Annotated in this window: 22 protein-coding genes and 1 pseudogene; 9 read left to right on the forward strand and 14 right to left on the reverse strand. The window is 50.2% G+C overall.

Features of this window, described 5'->3' with window-relative positions; translation table 11 throughout:
- Nucleotides 1-332: 332 nt before the first annotated feature.
- Together APU02_RS05070 and APU02_RS05075 are read right to left on the reverse strand one after the other, a co-directional pair.
- On the reverse strand, nucleotides 333-1511 hold the full coding sequence (locus APU02_RS05070) for an acetyl-CoA C-acetyltransferase (protein ID WP_060569450.1): 1179 nt from the start codon (nucleotides 1509-1511) through the stop codon (nucleotides 333-335).
- Between the two features lie 110 nt (nucleotides 1512-1621).
- Nucleotides 1622-2496 (reverse strand): annotated as a pseudogene (locus APU02_RS05075) (LysR family transcriptional regulator).
- Nucleotides 2497-2596: 100 nt separating this feature from the next.
- Between APU02_RS05075 and APU02_RS05080 the strand changes: the two are divergent.
- Together APU02_RS05080 and APU02_RS05085 are read left to right on the forward strand one after the other, a co-directional pair.
- Entirely contained in the window at nucleotides 2597-3052 is a 456-nt protein-coding gene (locus APU02_RS05080; RefSeq protein ID WP_042288976.1) for a multidrug/biocide efflux PACE transporter, read from the forward strand.
- Nucleotides 3053-3193: 141 nt separating this feature from the next.
- Nucleotides 3194-4423, forward strand: a complete 1230-nt coding sequence (locus tag APU02_RS05085) for an amino acid permease (protein WP_042288978.1) — start codon at nucleotides 3194-3196, stop codon at nucleotides 4421-4423.
- A 23-nt stretch (nucleotides 4424-4446) separates the two neighbouring features.
- On the opposite strand, the gene APU02_RS05090 is transcribed toward APU02_RS05085, so the two are convergent.
- Entirely contained in the window at nucleotides 4447-4914 is a 468-nt protein-coding gene (locus APU02_RS05090) for a hypothetical protein (RefSeq protein WP_060569451.1), read from the reverse strand.
- On the reverse strand, nucleotides 4904-5692 hold the full coding sequence (locus APU02_RS05095; protein ID WP_042288983.1) for a winged helix-turn-helix domain-containing protein: 789 nt from the start codon (nucleotides 5690-5692) through the stop codon (nucleotides 4904-4906). The genes APU02_RS05090 and APU02_RS05095 overlap by 11 nt, the downstream gene beginning before the upstream one ends.
- Before the next feature lie 595 nt (nucleotides 5693-6287).
- Here APU02_RS05095 and APU02_RS05100 point away from each other — a divergent pair.
- Nucleotides 6288-6989, forward strand: a complete 702-nt coding sequence (locus tag APU02_RS05100; RefSeq protein ID WP_042288985.1) for a LuxR C-terminal-related transcriptional regulator — start codon at nucleotides 6288-6290, stop codon at nucleotides 6987-6989.
- A 37-nt stretch (nucleotides 6990-7026) separates the two neighbouring features.
- Nucleotides 7027-7299 carry a hypothetical protein gene (locus APU02_RS05105; RefSeq protein ID WP_060569452.1) on the forward strand — a complete coding sequence of 91 codons (273 nt, stop codon included), beginning with the start codon at nucleotides 7027-7029 and terminating at the stop codon, nucleotides 7297-7299.
- 26 nt (nucleotides 7300-7325) lie between these two features.
- On the opposite strand, the gene rcnR is transcribed toward APU02_RS05105, so the two are convergent.
- Nucleotides 7326-7598 (reverse strand): Ni(II)/Co(II)-binding transcriptional repressor RcnR, encoded by a 273-nt coding sequence (rcnR, locus tag APU02_RS05110; protein WP_042288990.1) that lies wholly within the window; start codon nucleotides 7596-7598, stop codon nucleotides 7326-7328.
- Between the two features lie 120 nt (nucleotides 7599-7718).
- Between rcnR and APU02_RS05115 the strand changes: the two genes are divergently transcribed.
- Nucleotides 7719-8600 (forward strand): nickel/cobalt efflux protein RcnA, encoded by an 882-nt coding sequence (locus tag APU02_RS05115; protein WP_060569453.1) that lies wholly within the window; start codon nucleotides 7719-7721, stop codon nucleotides 8598-8600.
- A gap of 251 nt (nucleotides 8601-8851) precedes the next feature.
- On the opposite strand, the gene APU02_RS05120 is transcribed toward APU02_RS05115, so the two are convergent.
- The 3 genes from APU02_RS05120 to APU02_RS27070 all read right to left on the reverse strand — a co-directional run bounded on the left by APU02_RS05120 (nucleotide 8852) and on the right by APU02_RS27070 (nucleotide 9626).
- Entirely contained in the window at nucleotides 8852-9124 is a 273-nt protein-coding gene (locus APU02_RS05120) for a GNAT family N-acetyltransferase (protein WP_042288994.1), read from the reverse strand.
- An 8-nt stretch (nucleotides 9125-9132) separates the two neighbouring features.
- A complete protein-coding gene (gene yjdI / locus APU02_RS05125) occupies nucleotides 9133-9363 on the reverse strand; it encodes a 4Fe-4S mono-cluster protein YjdI (RefSeq protein ID WP_042288998.1) in 231 nt (76 codons plus the stop codon).
- A 131-nt stretch (nucleotides 9364-9494) separates the two neighbouring features.
- A complete protein-coding gene (locus tag APU02_RS27070; RefSeq protein WP_256380014.1) occupies nucleotides 9495-9626 on the reverse strand; it encodes a hypothetical protein in 132 nt (43 codons plus the stop codon).
- A 321-nt stretch (nucleotides 9627-9947) separates the two neighbouring features.
- Here APU02_RS27070 and APU02_RS05130 point away from each other — a divergent pair, with 321 nt between their 5' ends.
- Together APU02_RS05130 and APU02_RS05135 are read left to right on the forward strand one after the other, a co-directional pair.
- The gene (locus APU02_RS05130; protein ID WP_060569454.1) at nucleotides 9948-10790 is read left to right on the forward strand and encodes a transcriptional regulator; all 843 of its coding nucleotides are present in this window, start codon (nucleotides 9948-9950) and stop codon (nucleotides 10788-10790) included.
- Between the two features lie 43 nt (nucleotides 10791-10833).
- Nucleotides 10834-11265, forward strand: a complete 432-nt coding sequence (locus tag APU02_RS05135; protein ID WP_060569493.1) for a hypothetical protein — start codon at nucleotides 10834-10836, stop codon at nucleotides 11263-11265.
- A 42-nt stretch (nucleotides 11266-11307) separates the two neighbouring features.
- Here the strand turns inward: APU02_RS05135 and APU02_RS05140 are convergent, their stop codons facing one another.
- A complete protein-coding gene (locus APU02_RS05140; protein WP_042289006.1) occupies nucleotides 11308-11859 on the reverse strand; it encodes a hypothetical protein in 552 nt (183 codons plus the stop codon).
- A 284-nt stretch (nucleotides 11860-12143) separates the two neighbouring features.
- On the opposite strand from APU02_RS05140, the gene APU02_RS05145 reads away from it, so the two are divergent.
- Nucleotides 12144-12767 (forward strand): hypothetical protein, encoded by a 624-nt coding sequence (locus tag APU02_RS05145; protein ID WP_060569455.1) that lies wholly within the window; start codon nucleotides 12144-12146, stop codon nucleotides 12765-12767.
- A 9-nt stretch (nucleotides 12768-12776) separates the two neighbouring features.
- On the opposite strand, the gene APU02_RS05150 is transcribed toward APU02_RS05145, so the two are convergent.
- From APU02_RS05150 to APU02_RS05170, 5 genes are all read right to left on the reverse strand, one after another.
- Nucleotides 12777-13850, reverse strand: coding sequence for a fimbrial protein (locus tag APU02_RS05150; RefSeq protein WP_072197075.1), 1074 nt, complete (start codon nucleotides 13848-13850; stop codon nucleotides 12777-12779).
- A gap of 17 nt (nucleotides 13851-13867) precedes the next feature.
- A complete protein-coding gene (locus tag APU02_RS05155) occupies nucleotides 13868-16387 on the reverse strand; it encodes a fimbria/pilus outer membrane usher protein (protein WP_060569456.1) in 2520 nt (839 codons plus the stop codon).
- A 15-nt stretch (nucleotides 16388-16402) separates the two neighbouring features.
- Entirely contained in the window at nucleotides 16403-17068 is a 666-nt protein-coding gene (locus APU02_RS05160) for a molecular chaperone (protein WP_060569457.1), read from the reverse strand.
- Between the two features lie 71 nt (nucleotides 17069-17139).
- Nucleotides 17140-17697, reverse strand: a complete 558-nt coding sequence (locus tag APU02_RS05165; RefSeq protein WP_072197076.1) for a fimbrial protein — start codon at nucleotides 17695-17697, stop codon at nucleotides 17140-17142.
- 1562 nt (nucleotides 17698-19259) lie between these two features.
- On the reverse strand, nucleotides 19260-20183 hold the full coding sequence (locus tag APU02_RS05170; protein WP_001118621.1) for an IS5-like element IS903B family transposase: 924 nt from the start codon (nucleotides 20181-20183) through the stop codon (nucleotides 19260-19262).
- Between the two features lie 24 nt (nucleotides 20184-20207).
- On the opposite strand from APU02_RS05170, the gene APU02_RS05175 reads away from it, so the two are divergent.
- Complete coding sequence (locus APU02_RS05175) at nucleotides 20208-20855, forward strand: tyrosine-type DNA invertase (protein ID WP_060569458.1); 648 nt, start codon at nucleotides 20208-20210, stop codon at nucleotides 20853-20855.
- Nucleotides 20856-21018 lie beyond the last annotated feature (163 nt).

Here is a 21018-nt window from a genome sequence, read left to right on the forward strand (position 1 = left end):
CCGTCAAACGCCATAAATAACGATTACGGTCACGTTTTAATTTAATTAAAACCCATCCCTGGAATTTAATTTAAATAAATAAACAATAAAAACAATAAATTACAGAACCCCACACTTAATAACCTGCGTTACTTTATTATTTATAACTATCAACCGATTGATTATTATAGAACAGAGTCTCTTTGAAAAATAAAGGATGGGTTTCGAAAACAGCAGATGTTTACGGATAGGATTTTACTTATTTCAAAACAATGCGCGTGAATGCCGTCACATTTTATATAACGGCATTAAAGGGATTAATATTAAAAAGGGAAAAGAAATGAAATTAATCGTTAATCGCGCTCAATAGCTAACGCGACGCCTTGCCCACCGCCAATGCACAGGGTCGCCAGGCCTTTCCGGGCGTTCCGCTTGACCATCTCATGGACCAGCGACACCAGAATCCGGCAGCCGGACGCGCCGATAGGATGCCCCAGCGCAATCGCTCCTCCGTTGACGTTAACCCGCCGCTCATCCCATTCCAGCATTTTCCCGACGGAAAGCGCCTGCGCCGCAAACGCTTCGTTCGCTTCGATTAAATCCACATCGGCCAGTTGCCAGCCGACCCGCTCAAGACAGCGGCGAGTGGCATAGACCGGCGCAATCCCCATCAGCGCAGGGTCTACGCCAACGCTGGCGAACGCACGTATACGCGCCAGCACCGGTAAGTTTAACGCCTGAGCTTTTGCTTCGCTCATCATCATCACCGCCGCCGCCCCATCATTGATCGATGAAGCGTTGCCGGCGGTCACGGAGCCACGTAAATCAAAAGCCGGATCGAGCCTCGCCAACCCTTCTGCGCTGGCGTCGGTTCGCGGCTGTTCGTCGGTATCGACAACCACGGTTTGCCCGTTACGCTGCGTTACCACCGGCACGATCTCGGCTTTAAAACGCCCGGCGTCGATCGCCGCGCGCGCCTTTTGTTGTGAGCTGAGCGCATAAGCGTCCTGCAATTCACGGCTGATACCGTATTCCCGCGCCAGATTTTCGGCGGTGACGCCCATATGATAATCATTGAACGCGTCCCACAAACCATCATGCACCAGGCTGTCCACCAGTTGGCTGTTGCCAAGTTGCGCGCCCGTTCGGCTGTCGGTGAGTACATGCGGCGCCCGGCTCATATTCTCCTGTCCACCAGCTATCACAATGTCGGCTTCACCGCACTGGATCGCCTGTGTCGCCAGATGCAGCGCCTTCAGCCCGGAACCGCAGACGTCGTTAATCGTGATAGCAGAAACCGTGTTCGACAGCCCGCCTTTAATTGCCGACTGACGCGCCGGGTTTTGCCCTGCCCCTGCGGTAAGCACCTGGCCGAGGATCACTTCATCAACGGCATGCGCATTTACGCCGCTGCTGTCGATCAACGCCCGAACCACCATACTGCCAAGCTCCACGGCAGAATGACGCGCCAGCGTTCCCTGAAAGCAACCAATGGGCGTGCGTAACGCCCCCACGATCACAACCTCTTTCATTACGACCTCTGCGCAAAAGAACACCGCAATAGTAGAGGATTGTTAAAAATAGTTATCTTGATTGTTTAAGAAAGGTGAGTTTTATCACAAATGAAATCCTTCTGCCGCCTTCACGCCCCCATACCACCCTGCTGGAGATGGTATCTCAACCAGCTTCCAGCCGCGCCAGGCGGAGATTTTTTATTCCAGAGCAGATCGATTGAGATTGCCTTGGGCCAGCCGGGCACATCCAACTGCACCAGCGGTTTTTCCGCCGCAAACTCTTCAACAAGCGCACAAGGTAGCGCGCACCAGCCAAACCCCTGCACAGCCATGCTGAGCAACAACAGATAGTTTGGCGCGGACCACACCGGACCACGGGCAAGCTGGGCGCCATTATCCAGATACGTGTTAAGCCGCAGCTCGCGCCAGGTATGCAACCTGTCCCACTCAACTTTTTCCTCACCGGCCAGGGGATGTGAGGCGGCGACGTAAAGGCCCATCCAGGTTTGCATCGGCAGGCGGGTCGCACCAATGTCGGTAGGATAATGATCCTTCGCTTCCGTCAAACCGACCTGCGCCCGTTCTTTTTGCAACAGGTCGATAACGTCGACATCTTCACCAATCAGACACTCAAATTCCGTATGAGGAAACTGGCGGTCAAACTGCGCCATCAACGCTTCGAGAACGTCCGGATGCAGGGTATCCGAGAGAACAAACGTCAGGCGCGCTTCGGTCTTGCCTGCCAGCGACAGCGCCACCTCATCCAGCCGATCGCTGGCGGACAAGATAGCCTGAACGTAGCCGAGCACTTTCTTACCTTCTTCGGTAAGTACCGGCTGGCGCGAGGTGCGATCGAACAACGTAATGCCAAGATCGGCCTCAAGATGTGCAATCGCTGTACTGACGGTGGACTGACTTTTGCGCAGCCTGGCGCCGCCGCGGAAAACGATCCGCAGGCAACCGTCTCGACAAACGCGGTCAGTGCTTCAGGGGAGTAACGCATGAACTATCTACTTTATCGATGGATACTATCTTTTAGATATCACATTAAACGATAAAATGCTCGCCATTCCCTGTTCCGGGCGTTTTTCAAAAGGTGAAGTATGCAACACAACGATATTCAACGCAGATCGCTACTGGAGCGCGTTTTTCACGCCGTCTGTTTTGAGGGGATCGCCACGGCGATCCTCGCGCCCACAGCCGCATGGTTAATGCAGCGTTCGGTGCTGGAAATGGGAGGATTGACGATCCTGCTGGCGACCACGGCGATGATCTGGAATATCATTTATAACGCTTTGTTTGATCGCGTCTGGCCCGCGCATCTGCTCAAACGCACAGCCAGAGTGCGGGCGCTCCACGCGCTGGGTTTTGAGTGCGGATTTATTGTGATCGGCGTGAGTATCGTCGCGTATGTTCTGCGCGTCAGTCTGCTACAGGCGTTTACACTCGAAATCGGTTTCTTCCTGTTCTTCCTGCCCTATACCATGTTGTACAACTGGATGTATGACACCCTGCGCGCGCGTATTGTGAAGCGTCGCCAGCAGCGCGTTACTGCCTGATTATTCACTGAATTGCCGGGATCCTTGCGCTTCCGGCAGTTTCTGCCGCCATACCCCCTTCCCTTCTCTGCTCACTCATTACGCCCATTTATGGTAAATTGCGCTTCTTTTTGTTTAATTTATAGTTGATACGTTCAAATAATGTCGAAAATTTGGTCAAAAGAAGAAACGCTCTGGAGCTTCGCCTTATATGGTACGGCCGTGGGCGCTGGAACATTGTTTCTGCCTATCCAGCTCGGTTCGGCAGGGGCGATTGTTCTGTTTATCACCGCGCTGGTCGCCTGGCCGTTGACATACTGGCCGCACAAAGCGTTGTGTCAGTTCATTCTCTCTTCAAAAACGTCCGCGGGCGAAGGCATTACCGGCGCGGTGACGCACTATTACGGTAAGAAGATCGGCAGCCTGATCACCGCGCTGTACTTTATCGCTTTCTTTGTCGTGGTGTTGATCTATGCCGTCGCCATTACCAACTCACTGACCGAACAATTAGCCAAACATATCGCCATTAACACCGGCGTGCGGATGGCGGTCAGTTTTGGCGTGGTGCTTATCCTGAACCTGATTTTCCTGATGGGCCGTCATGCGACGATTCGGGTAATGGGATTTCTGGTTTTCCCGCTTATCGCGTACTTTTTATTTCTCTCGTTGTATTTGACCGGCAGTTGGCAGCCCTCGCTGCTCACCGGACAAATGGCGTTTGATCAGCACACGTTGCATCAGGTATGGATCTCCATTCCAGTGATGGTTTTCGCTTTTAGCCATACGCCCATTATTTCGACGTTTGCCATCGACAGACGTGAGAAATATGGCGAGCAGGCCATGGGTAAATGCAAAAAAATCATGAAGGTCGCGTATCTGATCATCTGCCTGAGCGTGCTGTTCTTTGTCTTTAGTTGCCTGCTGTCTATTCCCCCTTCCTATATAGAAGCGGCGAAAGCAGAAGGCGTGACGATCCTTTCGGCGTTATCAATGATGCCCCATGCCCCCGCATGGCTGTCGATTTCCGGTATCGTGGTCGCCGTGGTGGCCATGTCGAAGTCTTTCCTGGGAACCTACTTTGGGGTGATTGAAGGGGCGACCGAAGTGGTCAGAACCGGTTTACAGCAAGTTGGTGTGAAGAAAAGCCGCGCCTTCAACCGCGCGCTGTCGATTCTTCTGGTTTCCGCCATCACCTTCGTGATTTGCTGCATCAACCCAAATGCGATCTCAATGATTTATGCCATTAGCGGACCGCTGATCGCCATGATTCTGTTTATCATGCCGACCCTGTCGACATATCTCATCCCGGCTTTAAAACCCCATCGCTCACTGGGCAATCTGATCACCCTGATTGTCGGGCTGCTCTGCGTGTCGGTCATGTTTTTCGGCTAGCTTCAGACGGCCCGCAAGGGCCGTTATTCCTCATCACTGCACAGCAGCGAGGGCGCGCCGATAGTGGAGAACGCCCATCCTTCCTTCCACGACTTTATCACCAGCGAAAACGTCGTATCGTCGGTCAGGTAAATGGGCGGCATCGCTCTGATCCCGGCGGTCTGCAATAGCTCATCAGTGGGAAAGCGTACCAGTTTATTCGTATGAAGAATGTAATTGTCGCGCACATTCTGATAGGTGAAATAGGCTATCCGGCTGACTTTATAATGCGCATCGTTGTGCATCACCAGTTCGCCGGTCACAATCACCACCCCTTCTCCGCCCTGCATTTGAAAGTCCAAATCCCCTTTGAACATTTCATCATTTACCTCCCAGACCACTCGCCCGTTACAGTTAATATGTGGCTGGCGCAGTTCTGAGTACCAATAAGCCGCCCCGGTCGCGAGAACCAGGAGAATAACCAACATCAGCGAGATCGTTTTAGTTTTCATTATGAATGGAGTACCAGGTTGTGCATTGCGCGGCGGGATCGAGTCGAATATCCGTTTGACAAACGATAGCGCCAATATTTTTCGCCTTGCTCATCCCTGAAATAAAAACAAAACTATGATGATGACAAATATCTTTATTTCGCCCCATAAACTGCACATACCGTGTATCTAATGCCCTCTTACCATGTAATAACACTGTGCACGAAGATATTGAGGTTGCATCAAGAAGTGTATAAGCGGAAAAAAGGGATTCCGCCGGGGTAAATACCGCCACCGAAACCCCGACGCTGGCCAGTAGCGTCGACACCAAAAGCGTCCCGGTAATGAATGTAAGCTTAAAAAAGGAACGTTTTCTGTCGGGGGGAGATTCTGCATGTAATTCCCTGTCAACATTTACCACGCCTTCCGCAGGAGAAACATCTATGCATTGAACATTTGCTGAAATCATTATACCGCGGCGGGCAATGGTTTTAATCAGATCGCGTGAAAGCCCCACTTCCGCAAGAGCATTACGTAACGTTAAAACCGTCTGATATAGCGTATTCATTGACGTAATTGTGTTCTTCTCTCCCCAGCCTACTTCAACGAGTTGGTTTTGTGGGATAACCGCCCCTTCATTTTCAATTAAATATAAAAGAATAAAACAGGCGGGTGTTTGCAGCGTGACGCTTTTTTCTGTGATTTTATTGGTTAAGGAGCGGTCACCCGGGTGAAAGTCAACCAGGTTATTAATAGTGTAACATATTGTGTGTGTGGAATTCTCAAGCACCGTGTGCATACTCGCATTTACATGATGAATATCATGCTACAAAAATCTTAAAAAGAGATCACCCTATATATAATAGATGTGCAAACACGATCATGCAATTTCCAGTAAAATTGTTATAAATCAAGAGCATTAAGTTTTAACTGGATCACAAATTCTTAATTAAGACCATTTTAGATGCGTAATGCGGAAGCTCCCGATATCATAGCCTCAGGTTTAAAAAACAAACAGACTGATAAACAAGGCTTTATAATTTAACACAAGCACAATGTAACAAATGCTTCAGACATTGTAACAGATGCTCAACTTTTAACGATAAATGCTATCTGCGGCTATAAAACCAACATTTTTGCAATATAACTATTCCTGGTGGATGTAGCAAAATTCCTGGATGGCTTTTTGCACGTCTTTTACGCAACCGGATAACACCGCTCAGAATTAGACTAAACGCATTTTTATGTCTAAAGCTAAAAATTGTTTTTTTAGGAATAATAGCAATAACGTAAGTTTAGGATTTTTACTCTATCGAATACACATTTTGTAGAGTATTGACATGTTTTAAAACGGATGAAATTATCAAATTATCACGGATAGGGGGGCTCTCAATATGGGGCTGGATGAAAAAATAAAAAGGCTTACATGTAGTAGTTGTACTTTGCACTGTAAAATAATGCCAGAGAAATCGCCACGTTTACAATATTGCGCCAATGCCTGTTTTTGTATGTGGCCTGAAGAAAGCGTCTATTTTAATAAAGGCATTATTGAAGGTATTTTAGCGAATAATCATAACGCCAGATTAAGTGGGTATATTTTTGTCGATTTCTCGATCAGCTTTTTACGCCTGTTTTTGGACAAAGAGTGGATTGAATATCTGGCAAGTACCCGCATGGGCATTATCCTTGTTAGCGACAGAAATATGCAGTCGCTGGCAAATTATTGGCGGAAATATCATCCTGCGGTGTCCGCCATCATTTATCATGATGATGGACTGGACGTGGCGAATGAAAAAATCCGTCAGGTGTTTATCGGGCGTCATCTGTCGTTCACTAAGGGTAATACCCTGACGCAGATGGAATTCACCATCCTGGGCCATATGGTCGCGGGCAGTACGCCGCATCAGATTTCCCAGGCGCTTGATATGGATATTCGCAGCGTATATGCCTACAAACAGCGCATCGAAAAACGCATGGGTGGACGGATCAACGCATTGTTTATCCACTCTCATTCCGTTTCAGAAGACAAAAATGTCTATTCTGTACTGATGAAAGAGAGTGATTGCACAACGGGACCTTTGCACAGACGTAATTGAGTCCAGGCTCAGGGAAGAAAATGGACGGGAGTCACCAGTGAGTTATTACGAAGAAGAAACGCGCGCGCTGAGCACGGTACTTATTTTTCTTTATGGGGGGGATGGCGAACGGGCTTATCAGGAACTGACGGCTGCGCTGCAGCAACTGACATTTCCGCCCTCGGTCCGGCGCCTCTGCGAAGATGCGCTGCGGCAACACGCCGATGCGAAAGGCGTTATCTGTCTGCTTCAGGCACTGGAAACGATCAGCGGCTATAAACATATTGAACGTTATATTGTTCAGCGAAATCAGCACACGGTGTTTGGCTGAATGACGGGCCGGGACGGGATTCCCGGCTATTTTATATAAGAGTCCAGTACTTTGAGGATCACGTCCAGATCCGCCTCACGCTTTTCTTCTTCGCTTTGATGCACAATATGCTCTGTGAGATGACCTTTAATCACTTCCCGCATTAAACCATTTACCGCCCCGCGAATTGCGGCAATCTGCTGGAGTACGGCAGCGCATTCGTGCGGCTCATCAAGCATTTTCTTCAGCGCAACCACCTGCCCCTGGATTTTACTGGTACGGGCTTTTAGCTTTTGTTTATCACGAATAGTGTGCGACATAGCAACACCTCCTTAACATAATACAAGGAAGATTATAGCATTACGCATTTACTGGGGGGTAGTATTTGGTACTGGGGGGGAGTAGAATCCGTCGAAAATAGTCAACCAAGAATCATTATCATGGGTGAATTCACAACGCTTCTTCAGCAAGGCAACGCATGGTTTTTTATTCCCAGCGCCATACTCCTCGGCATTTTGCACGGGCTGGAGCCGGGACACTCCAAAACGATGATGGCGGCATTTATTGTCGCCATTAAAGGAACCGTCAAACAGGCCATCATGCTGGGACTGGCGGCAACGGTTTCCCACACGGCGGTCGTCTGGCTTATTGCCCTCGGCGGCATGACTCTCAGCAAAGCGTTCACCGCGTCCGCCGTTGAACCCTGGCTTCAGTTAATTTCCTCGGCCATCATTTTATCAACCGCGGGCTGGATGTTCTGGCGGACGTGGTCCGGTGAACGCAGTTGGTTAGCCGACATGCAGCACGCTGACGATCGCCATCATCATGACCATCAACATGATCACGACCATCATCACGATCACGACCATCATCACGATCACGACCATCATCACGATCACACCGGGCTGGAAGGGTTAACGGCAGGGTCGAAGGAATACCAGGATGCCCATGAACGAGCCCATGCCCGAGACATTGAGCGACGCTTTCACGGCAAAAGCGTCGGCAATGGGCAGATCATCCTGTTTGGTCTGACCGGTGGGCTTATTCCCTGTCCGGCGGCTATTACCGTTCTGCTGATTTGTATTCAGCTAAAGGCATTTACGCTCGGCGCGACGCTGGTACTCAGTTTTAGCCTTGGGCTGGCCTTAACCCTGGTAACAGTGGGCGTAGGGGCTGCGATTAGCGTCCATCAGGTAGCAAAGCGCTGGAGCGGAATGGGTACGCTGGTAAGAAAAGCGCCTTATTTTTCCAGCGCGCTGATAGCGCTGGTCGGGCTGTATATGGGGATCCACGGCTATTTTGGCGTTATCCAGACGGCCTGACCGTTGTACACGAGCATCAGCGCATGCCTGGTGCTCATTAAAATGTCCAGAAAACAAACGCCGCGATCGTCGCTGACGCTTCCGCTCGCAGGGCGCAATCCCCCGTGTACTCCTGTGATATATGACATCATTAACGACGCGGGCAACCACTGGAGCTACACGCAGCCCGCGACGATAACACCGTAGCACAGACCTCCCCGGTCAGATTAGCCCGTTACGCGCCCTGCCATCACTGCGTAACAGCGCCCCTCTCATGCGCGTATATCGTCATACTCCCGCGTCTTATCAAACTCGTGCTTCGCAAACGGGCAAAGTGGGATCACCTTACGGTTCTCACGGCGCATTTTCTCCACGACTTTTGCCACCAACTGTTTCCCTACGCCCTGCCCTTTCAGGCTGGCATCCACATCGGTGTGTTCGATAATGCTTAAATGCTCTCCAGTCGGCACAAAGACAATTTCGGCGACCTGGTTACCCTGCGCATCATTCACATAAAATTTATTGTGACCCTCAATTATTTCCATCTTTCCCCCTACTTATGACGATATTGCAGCGCGCCGCTTGGACAGGTGTCGATAACCTGCGTCACGATCTGGACATCCACCTCGTCAGGCATAATCCACGGCTTACGCTTCAGGTTAAAAAGCCTGCTATTGCCGCGGACGCAATTTCCCGAGTGTTGGCAGAGGGCCGTATTAAAATAGACATCAATTTTCTCGCCGGTGTAGACACGGTAACCCGCATCTTGAAGATCTTTATCCATGACATTGCCTCGTTATTCGTCTTATTGCTAAGCATAGCGCCGAAATAGCCTTACTTGCTCTCTAATTTTCGAATGAGTAAGTCCTCACCACAGACAGCATCTTCCAGACAAAAATCTAAATATAAGATTATTTAAGATTTTTTATTTGATATTTCAGAGAAATTAAGAAATTTTCCCCTGACGGATAAATTTTTATCGCCTCCCCCGAACAACTCATTCAAAAAACTCGCCAAAAAAGGCAAAAATCCATCAAAAAAACTCATCAATATTCCTGTTTTAAACCCAGGCTTCGCTGGCTGCCTTTTAACTTGTCTTAAATCGCGTGGTTAAAACAGAATTTCAATTCCGTCAAGAAAATGCAGTTGATAATCTGATGGGAAATGGATGTGTATAAACGAAAGGATATCCCATATGTTAATAAATTGCTTTATATAATAGAGACATATGTAAATAACAGCGATAAAAACATTAGTTTCATAAATGATACCAACTACTGTATTCGCATATTTTATATGTAATACTATGTTCAGACTTTATCTACACTTAAGTATCTTTCTGTCTAACTTCCCCCATCGTGAACATATATGTACTGGATAATCAACGATAATATTGAATTCAGACCCGACAGTAAAAAGTTAATTTCAGTGTCAAATCCTGAACTTAACGTGGTTTTGACAACGCCCGCCAGTCGTTGTCTGCTTTTGCTGCTCGAAGCGTCTCCGGACGTGGTTACCCAGCAGGAGTTCTTCAAGAAGGTATGGGAAGATGAAGGTATGCTGGTTCCGGCGAACACCCTTTACCAGAATATCTCTATCGTTCGTCGCGGCCTGCGCGCCGTCGGGGAAACAGAGCGTATTCTGGTCGCCACGGTGCCGCGTAAAGGTTTTCAAATTGATAAAAGCGTAAAAATCACCCGCATCGCGGCGAATCAGATGGCAGAAGCGCCCGTGGATACGCTGGCAGGCGAAGACGAACTGGACGTTGACGATAAAACGGAAGCTGTAGCGCCGTACGAGCCAGAACCCGCATCCGCACCCGCGGTACAGGCCAAAGAAACAGCCAGATTGCCGCGCGTCGCCAGCATTTTGCTCATCGTCGCAGCGTTTCTCATTGGCGCGGTCGGCGTGCATTTTTTCTGGCATGTGACCGACACAAAACCGTTTTTTAAAGATTATGCTTTCGTCGAGCAGGTTCAGGGCTGCCGTTTCTATACCAAAGACGACAGCCACGACAATAAAAGCAATTATGCACGATTTAAGTCCCTGATCCTGAGTTCAGGGCTCGACTGCAAAAAGTTCCCCTGGGTTTACTTCCCGGTATCCAAAACCTCCCCCGGTCTGTCGGTCTTTGTCTGCCGGAAGGAGTACGTAAAATCTCCGGTAGCAGGTTGCATCACTCTCTCTTTCCGAGGAGTCGAAAGTGAATAAAAAAACAATAATAACGATCAGCGCGGTGTTTTTAGCTGCCGGAATGCTCGTCGGCGCGTTATATAACGTGTTTATGTACAGATATCACAATAAACAAGAATGTTCTGCCTCTGTGGTGGTATTTTATAACAACGTCCGCGCGAACATTACGCTGAACTATATGTACTCGCTGGACAACAAAAATGGCATTGTGGCGGTCAGCGGAACCTATTTAGAAGACGGTAAGCTCAAAGGCCGGATCCGCCGGGATGTTGCATACGACTGGAATGAAAACCAGGATTCGTATCACCTCCACTCAACCCGAATCAATAAATTTGAAATTATTGAAACCTTACCGGATGAACTCCTGGCCGATATTCTGCCTGATTTTTACGTCTATCCGGACAAAAACGTGAGCTACTCCATTCTCAACCAGGGCGTTCATGGCTTTTTGTTCACCATTGGTCAGCGCCCGCTCTTTTATTGCGCGCGATAGCCTCACTCAGGCACAGCCCTGTTGTCCACAGGGCTGACGCCATTAAAACAAAAAACCTTCTTCCAATAGATTTTCTTTGATTAATAACAGATCGTGAATTTTATTACCGCCAAGTTTTTTACAGGCGATATTGCGATAGGTATATACCCGCTTAGGCGGTAGCGAGAGCGATTTGGCGATCAGATTGATATCTTTTCCTTCCAGCGACTCACGAATGATAATCTTCTCTACCCGGTTAAGTAGGTGATTTTTAATGGCTTTACTTTTCTTCATGTTCACCAGGCGCGTTATCGCCATCATCAGGGCCGAAAGCGACTCTCTGGCGTTGATGATCATATCCGCGTCACAAATTAAGGCATTTTTTTGCGCGTTTTGAATAATCATAAGCTTGCATGTCTTGTTCAGCCGAGGAATATCCTTTGCACAACATTTATTATTCAGATGTAGATGTAAAATAACCGTATCGTCAAACGTCAATTGGTCAACAGGCAAATGATGTATGGTCTCTATCATGATGTCCATGTCTGCATCTTTTGCTAATAAGACGATTCCTTCCTGCAAGTAATTATCGTTGCTTATGATATATATAGCCATAGTTTTATTGCCGTATTAATAATTCATTATTAAAATAGTTTTTTGCCTTGTTAAATTCACCTTTAGCGAGACATGGTCAAATTGTATGCGGAGAACCACAGATAACGTAATTAAATAGTCTTAACTGGCGTGATATAACTAACTGATTGAAAAATCATTAATAAAATAATTTTTTTAAGCGTTCTTAAACACGTTTTGCTGGACTTGTCGCTGTATTCTGCGGCTTTCTCTATGCTATGTTGTGCCACACGGGGAGATGCGTAGCGAACAGGAAGGAAAGCAACATGGCCAGGCGTATCGATTATCTGATTGAGAAATATCAATTCACCGAGATCAATGAATCGCCGCGTATTGCCAGCCAGTGGAAGGACGTTCTGGCAGAGTGTCAGCAGGAGCAGGCGGGCGTTGAAGAACGGCTCCGGATTGCGTTGCTCAATGTCGATTACGTCACCAGCTTCGAACTGCCCTTTCGTTTATTGCTCACCCGCACACCACAGCTCATCGATAAGCTGCGCAAGGAATTCTCGCTTACCCAGAAAAGCGTGCTGATCAATGAAAAGCGTCGCGGGCAGGTCTATAGCATCAGCGCCGATCTCAGTCGCGTCCCGGACGCGTTTCGCTACCGCTTATCCTCCCGCATTCGCCGTATGGACGATCAAACCCTTACTACCGCGCCTTATCAGCAGGTGGCCAGCGAGACAAAACAGCCTGAAGATCGTCTGCGTCTGGCGCTGGAAAGCGGACTGGCGGTAAACGCGCTCGACGGACTTTTCTGGCTGGGCATCCAGCGTATCGCCGCCGATATTCAGCGCCTGCGCGCGTCCGGTATGCCCATTCAGACAACAGACGTGGAGGTGTTTGACACCCTGACGGGAACGTTGCGCACCATCACGGCTTATCATCTTTAACCAGTCGTCTCAGTTGTAGTCCAGCACGAAGGTCGCGCTGCTATTTGCCGAACCCGCCGTCACCGTTGCGCCGGTCTGAACATACTGGGCGATAAAATTCACCGGCGTCGCCGCCGATGCGCTGGAGGCCGTCATATGCTTCACGATCGGCGACACCGCGTCGTTGAGCGTCACCCGCGTACCGGCAGCCGGAGCGCCAGCACCGTTATTACCATAGCTGAGTCTGACCCCCACCCCCTCCGCGCCGCCCGACGTACGGACAACCGCCAGCGCGTCGCGGCTGCCGCTTACCGCTGGCGTACCAAAAAAGCCGATCCGCAGTTCAACAGGCGCAGTGCAGTAAACAGGGATGGAAAACGCCGTCGGCGTTCCGCCCGTCGTCCCTTCGCCGGTGAAATCCGTCCGCTTCACTTTCCCCAGGTTGACCTTGATACTGCCGGTCGCGACGCTACAGCTGCCGCTGTTGCCGATGTCCACGTTCATCGCCGCCAGATCGAGGCTCACGTCATGCGTGGACAGCGTCCCGTTGCCACTACCGTTGTCACTCAGCGTCAGAGTGCCCACCCCCGGCAACGCGCCGGAGGAGGCGTGGTTATTACTCACCAGTTGAATATCGCCCGTTTTATAAAACGTGACGAACGGGGTGACGGTGATCTCACGCGCCGACAGCATGGCCGGTAGCGTTGCACTGTCGCAGACCACCGTCGACGAACCGGCGGTAATAAAGGTTTGCGGCCCGCCGCCGCACTGAAAACTTAATGAATAACCAATACCTGGCAGCGAGGCGCTGAACACCGCATGTCCGTTGATCGTGGCAATGCTTTGTCCCTTCTGGTTATACACAATCTTCTTCAAAGACGATGCCGCATTTTGCCGATCGCAGGTGAAGTGAATACCGCCGCCGTTAGCCTGCATCGTGGCGCTCATTTGCATATGGATGCCTAACGCCGGTAAGTAACGAATATTATTAAAGTTAATTGTCATCTGACGGGTACTGGCCTGGCAAGTTTCCGCCCATGCGTTTTGGCTGACTGTTCCCGCCAGCAGCAACAGTCCGGTGATGATGCGAATAATAACTGACATGACAACGTCCTCGTAATTCAGAGACAGGGGCCAGAGATAGCCTTGACCGTTTTATGCGCTTGCGACTCGTCAATATGAAAATGCAGCACGCAGCGACGCGCCACGCCGCCCTCATCCCATCGCGCTTCCAGAACGCCGTCGCTGGGAACGCCGCTCAGATAAACCTGGCCGCGTTCAGCGACGATACCGCTCATCGCCCCTTCATCACCCTGAACCTGTGCGCTGGCGCCAAACGGCAGCGAATGCCGACCGTGATGTAACGTAAACAGTACGCGATGGCCAATATGGGTTTGATAACGGGCTTCAACCACCGCGCCGCCGCCGGGGATCACCGTCGCCCCCTCCATTTCCACGTCGGCATCGTCTGACAACGACGCCGAATCGAGCGTGATCACGTTTTTGTGATAGGGCGTCAGCGTGGGCACCACGGCATACCCGCGCCAGTCGGTATGAACGTTATTGCCGTTCTGAATCGCAACGTTCGTCGCCCCCGGCGCCCGAACGATGGCGAAGCTGTCACCGACATTCTGGCCCAGGGTAATGCCATGGGGATGAGCGATAACAGACCCCGACGCGCCCCAGGTAAGCTGGCTGCTGTCAGGATCGCGACGATAGCCTATTTGCGTGGTGGCGTAGCCACCGTGGTATTCCAGCGAGGCGCTGCTGTTGTTCCCTTGCCCCTGGTTGGCGTATCCCTGTTGCAGGGCGTAATTCAGATTCGCCGGTCCTGGCACCGAACCATACATCGCCAACTGGTGCGAGGTGTCGCCGTGATTATCCGTCGCGGTGTTGTAACTAACAGCGTTGTCGGACAATGCGCAGCCCAACGGAATAGTCATATTGAATGACCACGAACGGTCAGCCTCCTGATGCCCTGCGGACCGGGTGTAAAAATACCCCAGACTCCAGGAAATGCTTTTCCAGGCGCTGTAATAGCCAGCATGCATTGTTTGCTCACGCTGGTCGCTGTGCCAGTACGCCTGGGCATAGGCAGAAAGGGAAAGACTCCCCACCTCGCCCAGAGTCTGGTTAAGGGTGATTTCCTCGCGACTGCGCTTGTTCCAACGCGGTCCGTCGCGACGCTCCAGCGTCACCGCCTCGCTCAAATCATAAAAGCCGCTGGAAGAGTAACGATAGCTGGCGAGACTGAAAGAGGTGCCAGTGCCGGTGAAATTCTTCTGGTACTGCGCACGTACCGAATAACCAGCGTAACGTGTTCCGGACGGCGTTGCGGTAGCCGCCCAGGTGGTATCCGCGCCCAACGCGCCCAGAATGCCTAACCCATGACCGGCGCCAAGGGCAACCGCATGATAATCCTCCGCCAGTTGCGTCCCGCCATACAGTGTCAACTCATCCGGCAGACCGTAAAAAAGCGTGCCCTGCATAAACAGAGGGGAACGGCTGTCATCGCCGCTGGCATGATACCGCCCTGCGCTGAGGCTGTACGTCGTTAACCCCTCGCGCAGCATAAACGGCACCGCCGCGAACGGCTGCGTCCAGCGGCGCTCAGTACCGTTGCTCTCTTTAACGTTGATCTCCAGATCGCCGCTTTGCGCGGTGGGATAGAGATCTTTTATGGCGAACGCGCCCGGCGAGACGTAGGTTTCGTAAATCACATAGCCGTGCTGGGAAAGGGTTACTTTCGCGTTACTGTGCGCGACGCCGCGAATCACCGGAGCAAAACCGCTCATGCTGTCCGGCTGCATGTCGTCTTTCGACATCAGTTGCACCCCACGAAACGGCACGCTGTCAAACACCTCGCCGCTGGTGTAAGTATCCCCCATGCGCAATTGGCTTTTCAGCGAACGAATATCCCGCTGCAGCCAGGTGCTCTGCGCGTCCCAGCGGCGAGTTTTGTCATACTGCATTGACGAAATATTGCGCAACCGCCACGCGCCAAGATTCACGCCACTGCGTAAATTCAGATAGCTGGAACGTCCATCAGCGTCGGATTGACGGGTTTGCGAACCGTTGAAGGTGTAATCCACAAACGCGGCCGGGATCCCGTCATCCCAACGGGCGGGATCAACGTAGCCCCGGCTCATGATCTTCATCGCCGCTTGCGGAATACTGAGGTTAAGGCGCTGGGTCGAGAACTCAAACCGGCTGCTGGCATCGGGAATGTACTGTTCTATGCGGGTAAAAGTCTCCCCTTCACGCAGTCGGTCGAAAGCGGAAAACGCGCTAACGTTAACACCGTATTCCTCCAGTTGTGCGGCCGTAAGGACTGGCCGCAGCGTCCCGTTATCCTCGACAAAGGTGATGTTCTCCTGCGCGATCTGCTGGTCGTTGACCCAGATGCCGACAGGATACGTTCCTGGTTGCTGTCCCCCCGCTTTGGCAAAGTAATGCAGATCCGCCATTTTTTGCTGCGGATCGCTTAACTCCAGCGCGGCCGGATCAAAATAATCATCGGCCCAGGCCAGCCGCTGATGCAACAACAGTATGATCACCGTCGGCAGCGTGGCCAACAGCAGGCCAGACCGGTTACAGGAGGCAGAATAAATGCGTTCTTTCACGGTGCTGTCGCCCGGCATCGTTCGTTGTTAGCGTCACTGCTGCGCATAGTCGGTCACGCCGCCAAAATCGTTGATCGCACGCCATTTCACCGTTCCGTGGTCGTTAACGTTCCACGTCCGGGTACTAAAAGGCGCCATCATTCCCGGCTGAGAAATGTCGTACCCGCCCACCGACAGAGAGAAAAAAGAGACGTAATACGGCGTGGGATTCGTGGCCGCTAACTGGTTTCCGTTCTGGCTAAACGTCAACGTTTGCCAGGCCTGGTTAGCCTCTCCTTTCAGCCCGGCAGGGCGATAAAAGAGTTTGAAACGGGATTTGACGTTAATCTGCAACTTATTGACGTCATCTTTTTGCGACGGCGCAATGCTTTTGATACTCAACCAGAAGACGGATTCCCGATCGGCAGGCAGTTCGCCGCCGGTAAAAGTAATACGCAGCACGTTCTGCTGCTCAGGCTCAAGCCGAAACAGCGGCGGCGTTACCACAAACGGCACCGGACGCGGGTCGCCCTCAGCGACATTATCGACAAAGGATTGCACCAGATACGGTGTTTGCGTATCGGCATTGGTTACCGTCATCGACGCCTCCCGCTTCCCTTCCTGATAAATTACGCGGGTTCCTCCCATCACGATGCCAGCCTGAGCCGTTATGCTAAGCAGTAATAAAGATGCCGACAGAGCGGCAAGAATGTGTTTCATTGCGAATAACCATCAGGAAAAAGAGAACAGGAACACTGACCGGGCAGGCATTACGCCTGCCCAAACGGGAATCAGTTGTAGACCATCAGAAACGTCGCCGTCGCGTTTGCGGGACCGGCGGTCACAGTGGTCGTGGTGGCCCGATAATCCGCCAGGAAATCCAGCTGAGCTTTTGCACTGACCGGCGCCACGGCTTCCGATAACTGACCCAACTGAATTTGCGATGCATTACTGGCGTTATACAGTTTTATCGCAACGCCGGTTGCCGCAGTGCCTCCTGCAGAACCGGCTGCCACTTCCAACAGCGTGGGATCCGTTTTATCTTTTTGCCCGTCAAATAATACCGCCACCGAGGTTACGGATGCCGGGCAATTATCCACATTGATGCTGAACGGTTTTTTTGTCGTCTCATCACCCACGCTGGTGAAATAGCTTTTCGCCCAATGGCCCAGATCGACATGCAGATTTTTTGAGGTCGAGGTGACATTGCACGAGCTGTCAACAATCTCACCGGTAAATTCAACATTGCCACCGGCTCCCTTAAAAGTCGGTACACTTCCTGCGGCGCTGGCTGCGCCAGAGAGGAATATACTGACCAACACGGCAGTTGCTTGAATAGTCTTTTTCATTATCTTGCTCTTTTGTCACATATAATTAATGTTTACTTTCACCGAACACTAAATATCCGGTATTCCTCCCTTCGCGTTGTCCTGCTAATAATATTCACAATCCGTTCGTGATAATACGAGGTATAAGGTATTGCAGTAGCCTGACAATGCATTAACATTGCCGCTAATATAGAGACAGTGGTAAGCCCCACTTAAGATTAAATAAATATTATTTTGCCTTGATACAAAACGCAATAAAATAAAATTTAGCAAGCTAAGGAAAAATAAAAGTCAGCATTAATATTTTTGTTAATATTTTTTCTTGCTGTATCAGTAAGAACAATACCATCAGCATAAGTAAACATAGTTGCAACAAATAGCCCTATATCTGATCATCTTCATGCTGAAAAATTGCGCAATAACGTAATACCGTACTCAAAATTAGGATTAATCCTAATACGCATTATCTGTATTGCGTTCGCCAAGGGTATGACAGCCTTAACCTGCGGGTAGCGTTCCAGTAAGTACTGATAAAGAGGTGTAGCAGAGCAATGTATCACCCGATATGACGCTCGCGATGTTGCGGTCGGATCGTACCCGGTAAAGTCAGTTTCACTACGATATTAGTTGCCTGCGTTATTATTTACTCGCCTGGTGCCTTTTTGTTGCAAAGTATTTCTTCATCCTGACAACCTATATTGTGCTGGCGCTTTGCGTTAGGGTAAATATACCCACTGCGCAAAATTTCCCCAAACAAAGCAGCCTGGTGAATCGTTACGCACGCCAACAACTTTTTTGAATGAAAATAGGCTATTACAAACATCCTGATTAAATAACCTGCAAGAAATGGTGGGTAACTTATCCCTGTCGACGGTGAAGAATACACGTTTAGCCGGTAACTTTTTAGCGTTAAGCGGGAATCATCCTGGTCATGATAAAATATGATTTTTGCGCCAATACCCCCGCTTGTGCTTATTATGACTATTCTCAGGCTGTTTTTTGCAGTATGGTTTAATCATTGTTGTAGTATTGCAGTGAATGCTAGCCAGGCTGCCATAATGTTCTTCGTATTCACTGAAGTCACTTGCACCCTATTTGCCTGGTTGTCGGGATCTCCGCCCACGAAAAACGTGGTCGTTGCGTATGCCGATTAAAGGCCAATACATTTGGCGCGGTTGGTGTGTTTATATCAACCACAGGGGCTTCTGAGTTCATCATCCAGAGGAGTAAGAATGAACAGGACGTGGAAACCACCCGGAAAACCGTTTTTTTTCAGTCTTAAACATCACTACACCGCGAGATGTCCGAGGAGGCTTTCCCCAGGGAATGGCAATACGTCATGACCTAACGAACAACCGCCGTTTTAACTATCCGGTTCAGCGCAGCAGGGGCCAGGCGATTTTTACCCCCGACAAAGTGCCTATAAATAACGAGTAAAACCGGAAGAGCCATTGGATTGATGGTGATGAGCAGAACAGTTGCATGCCTGCAAAAAAAAGGGAACCTAATGAAAAACAGCGCCGATAAGGCTTTGTTGAATAAATCAGATTTCGGGTAAGTCTCCCCCGTAGCGGGTTGTGTTTTCAGGCAATACGCACGCTTTCAGGCATACCTGCTTTCGTCATTTTGTTCAGCGCTCGTACCAGGGCCATAGCCTCCGCAACCTGACCATCGTAGTCACGCAGCGTCAGTGAACCCCCGAACAGCTGTTTTACCCGGTACATCGCCGTTTCCGCTATCGAGCGACGGTTGTAATCTGTTGTCCATTTCCACCGCGCATTACTCCCGGTCATTCGCTGATTAGCCACTGCACGGTTACGGTCTGCATATTCACCGGGCCAGTAACCCGCACCTTTTCGGGGAGGGATAAGCGCGCTGATTTTCTTACGCCGCAGTTCATCGTGACATAGCCGGGTATCGTAAGCGCCATCGGCGGCGGCTGACCTGATTTTCCGGTGGGTTTGCCGGATTAACCCGGGGAAGGCCTCTGAGTCCGTAACATTGTTCAGCGACAGGTCAGCGCAGATGATTTCATGTGTTTTACTGTCAACGGCGAGATGCAGCTTACGCCAGATACGGCGGCGTTCCTGGCCATGCTTTTTGACTTTCCACTCGCCTTCACCGAAGACCTTCAGCCCGGTGGAATCAATTACCAGGTGTGCGATTTCACCCCGGGTGGACGTTTTGAAACTGACATTAACCGACTTTGCCCGCCTGCTGACACAGCTGTAATCCGGGCAGCGTAGCGGAACGTTCATCAGAGAAAAAATGGAATCAATAAAGCCCTGCGCAGCGCGCAGGGTCAGCCTGAATACGCGTTTAATGACCAGCACAGTCGTGATGGCAAGGTCAGAATAGCGCTGAGGTCTGCCTCGTGAAGAAGGTGTTGCTGACTCATACCAGGCCTGAATAGCTTCATCATCCAGCCAGAAAGTTATGGAGCCACGGTTGATGAGGGCTTTATTGTAGGTGGGCCAGTTGGTGATTTTGAACTTTTGCTTTGCCACGGAACGGTCTGCGTTGTCGGGAAGATGCGTGATCTGATCCTTCAACTCAGCAAAAGTTCGATTTATTCAACAAAGCCCGCCGATAACAAAAAAAGGAACTTCCTGACTCAGAATGAAATAGAGTCGCTTCTCAAAGCAGCCAATACCGGACCTCACGCTGCCCGCAATTACTGCCTGACACTACTGTGTTTTATCCACGGGTTTCGTGCCAGCGAAATCTGCCGTCTGCAAATTTCAGACATTGATATCAAATCAAAGTGTATTTATATCCATCGACTGAAAAAGGGTTTCTCTACCACCCATCCTTTATTAGGTGAAGAAATCCAGGCGCTGAAAAACTGGCTGGATATTCGCGGAACGTATCCGCACTCCGACAGCGAATGGTTATTTTTATCACGAAAAGGAAACCCGCTTTCTCGCCAGCAATTTTATCAAATCATTTCCGCATCTGGCGATAACGCCGGACTGCCGCTGGAAATCCATCCGCATATGCTTCGCCACTCCTGCGGCTTCGCCTTAGCCAATATGGGAATCGACACCCGCCTGATCCAGGACTACCTCGGCCACCGTAACATCCGCCACACCGTCTGGTACACCGCCAGCAACGCCGGGCGTTTTTATGGTATCTGGGACGACACAAAACTTAAACAACGTAACGCTCTTTCACTCTGATAAAGCTAACGCCATGGATGGTGTTAAAAAATAACCTTCTGCTTACCGAAGTTTAATCAACATTAACCCTATGTTAATTATGATTATCGTTCAGGCATGTTCATGTAATTAATAATTGCGATACTTATTATATCCTTGTAATCACTCTGGATATCAGATTTTT

The sequence above is a fragment of the Citrobacter sp. 50677481 genome, from assembly GCF_001463265.1.
Taxonomy (GTDB): domain Bacteria; phylum Pseudomonadota; class Gammaproteobacteria; order Enterobacterales; family Enterobacteriaceae; genus Citrobacter_A; species Citrobacter_A sedlakii.

Excerpts from the sequence above, each read along its gene's own strand:
- APU02_RS05155 (WP_060569456.1), bottom strand. The coding sequence starts at position 16,387 with ATGCCGGGCGACAGCACCGTGAAAGAACGCATTTATTCTGCCTCCTGT.
- APU02_RS05130 (WP_060569454.1), top strand. The coding sequence starts at position 9,948 with ATGTACTGGATAATCAACGATAATATTGAATTCAGACCCGACAGTAAA.
- APU02_RS27070 (WP_256380014.1), bottom strand. The coding sequence starts at position 9,626 with ATGAGTTTTTTTGATGGATTTTTGCCTTTTTTGGCGAGTTTTTTGAAT.
- APU02_RS05120 (WP_042288994.1), bottom strand. The coding sequence starts at position 9,124 with ATGGAAATAATTGAGGGTCACAATAAATTTTATGTGAATGATGCGCAG.
- APU02_RS05095 (WP_042288983.1), bottom strand. The coding sequence starts at position 5,692 with ATGCACACGGTGCTTGAGAATTCCACACACACAATATGTTACACTATT.
- APU02_RS05085 (WP_042288978.1), top strand. The coding sequence starts at position 3,194 with ATGTCGAAAATTTGGTCAAAAGAAGAAACGCTCTGGAGCTTCGCCTTA.
- APU02_RS05070 (WP_060569450.1), bottom strand. The coding sequence starts at position 1,511 with ATGAAAGAGGTTGTGATCGTGGGGGCGTTACGCACGCCCATTGGTTGC.
- APU02_RS05175 (WP_060569458.1), top strand. The coding sequence starts at position 20,208 with ATGCGTGATCTGATCCTTCAACTCAGCAAAAGTTCGATTTATTCAACA.
- APU02_RS05150 (WP_072197075.1), bottom strand. The coding sequence starts at position 13,850 with ATGTCAGTTATTATTCGCATCATCACCGGACTGTTGCTGCTGGCGGGA.
- APU02_RS05090 (WP_060569451.1), bottom strand. The coding sequence starts at position 4,914 with ATGAAAACTAAAACGATCTCGCTGATGTTGGTTATTCTCCTGGTTCTC.
- APU02_RS05145 (WP_060569455.1), top strand. The coding sequence starts at position 12,144 with ATGGCCAGGCGTATCGATTATCTGATTGAGAAATATCAATTCACCGAG.
- yjdI (WP_042288998.1), bottom strand. The coding sequence starts at position 9,363 with ATGGATAAAGATCTTCAAGATGCGGGTTACCGTGTCTACACCGGCGAG.
- APU02_RS05165 (WP_072197076.1), bottom strand. The coding sequence starts at position 17,697 with ATGAAAAAGACTATTCAAGCAACTGCCGTGTTGGTCAGTATATTCCTC.
- APU02_RS05140 (WP_042289006.1), bottom strand. The coding sequence starts at position 11,859 with ATGGCTATATATATCATAAGCAACGATAATTACTTGCAGGAAGGAATC.
- APU02_RS05100 (WP_042288985.1), top strand. The coding sequence starts at position 6,288 with ATGGGGCTGGATGAAAAAATAAAAAGGCTTACATGTAGTAGTTGTACT.
- APU02_RS05135 (WP_060569493.1), top strand. The coding sequence starts at position 10,834 with ATGCTCGTCGGCGCGTTATATAACGTGTTTATGTACAGATATCACAAT.
- APU02_RS05115 (WP_060569453.1), top strand. The coding sequence starts at position 7,719 with ATGGGTGAATTCACAACGCTTCTTCAGCAAGGCAACGCATGGTTTTTT.
- rcnR (WP_042288990.1), bottom strand. The coding sequence starts at position 7,598 with ATGTCGCACACTATTCGTGATAAACAAAAGCTAAAAGCCCGTACCAGT.
- APU02_RS05160 (WP_060569457.1), bottom strand. The coding sequence starts at position 17,068 with ATGAAACACATTCTTGCCGCTCTGTCGGCATCTTTATTACTGCTTAGC.
- APU02_RS05080 (WP_042288976.1), top strand. The coding sequence starts at position 2,597 with ATGCAACACAACGATATTCAACGCAGATCGCTACTGGAGCGCGTTTTT.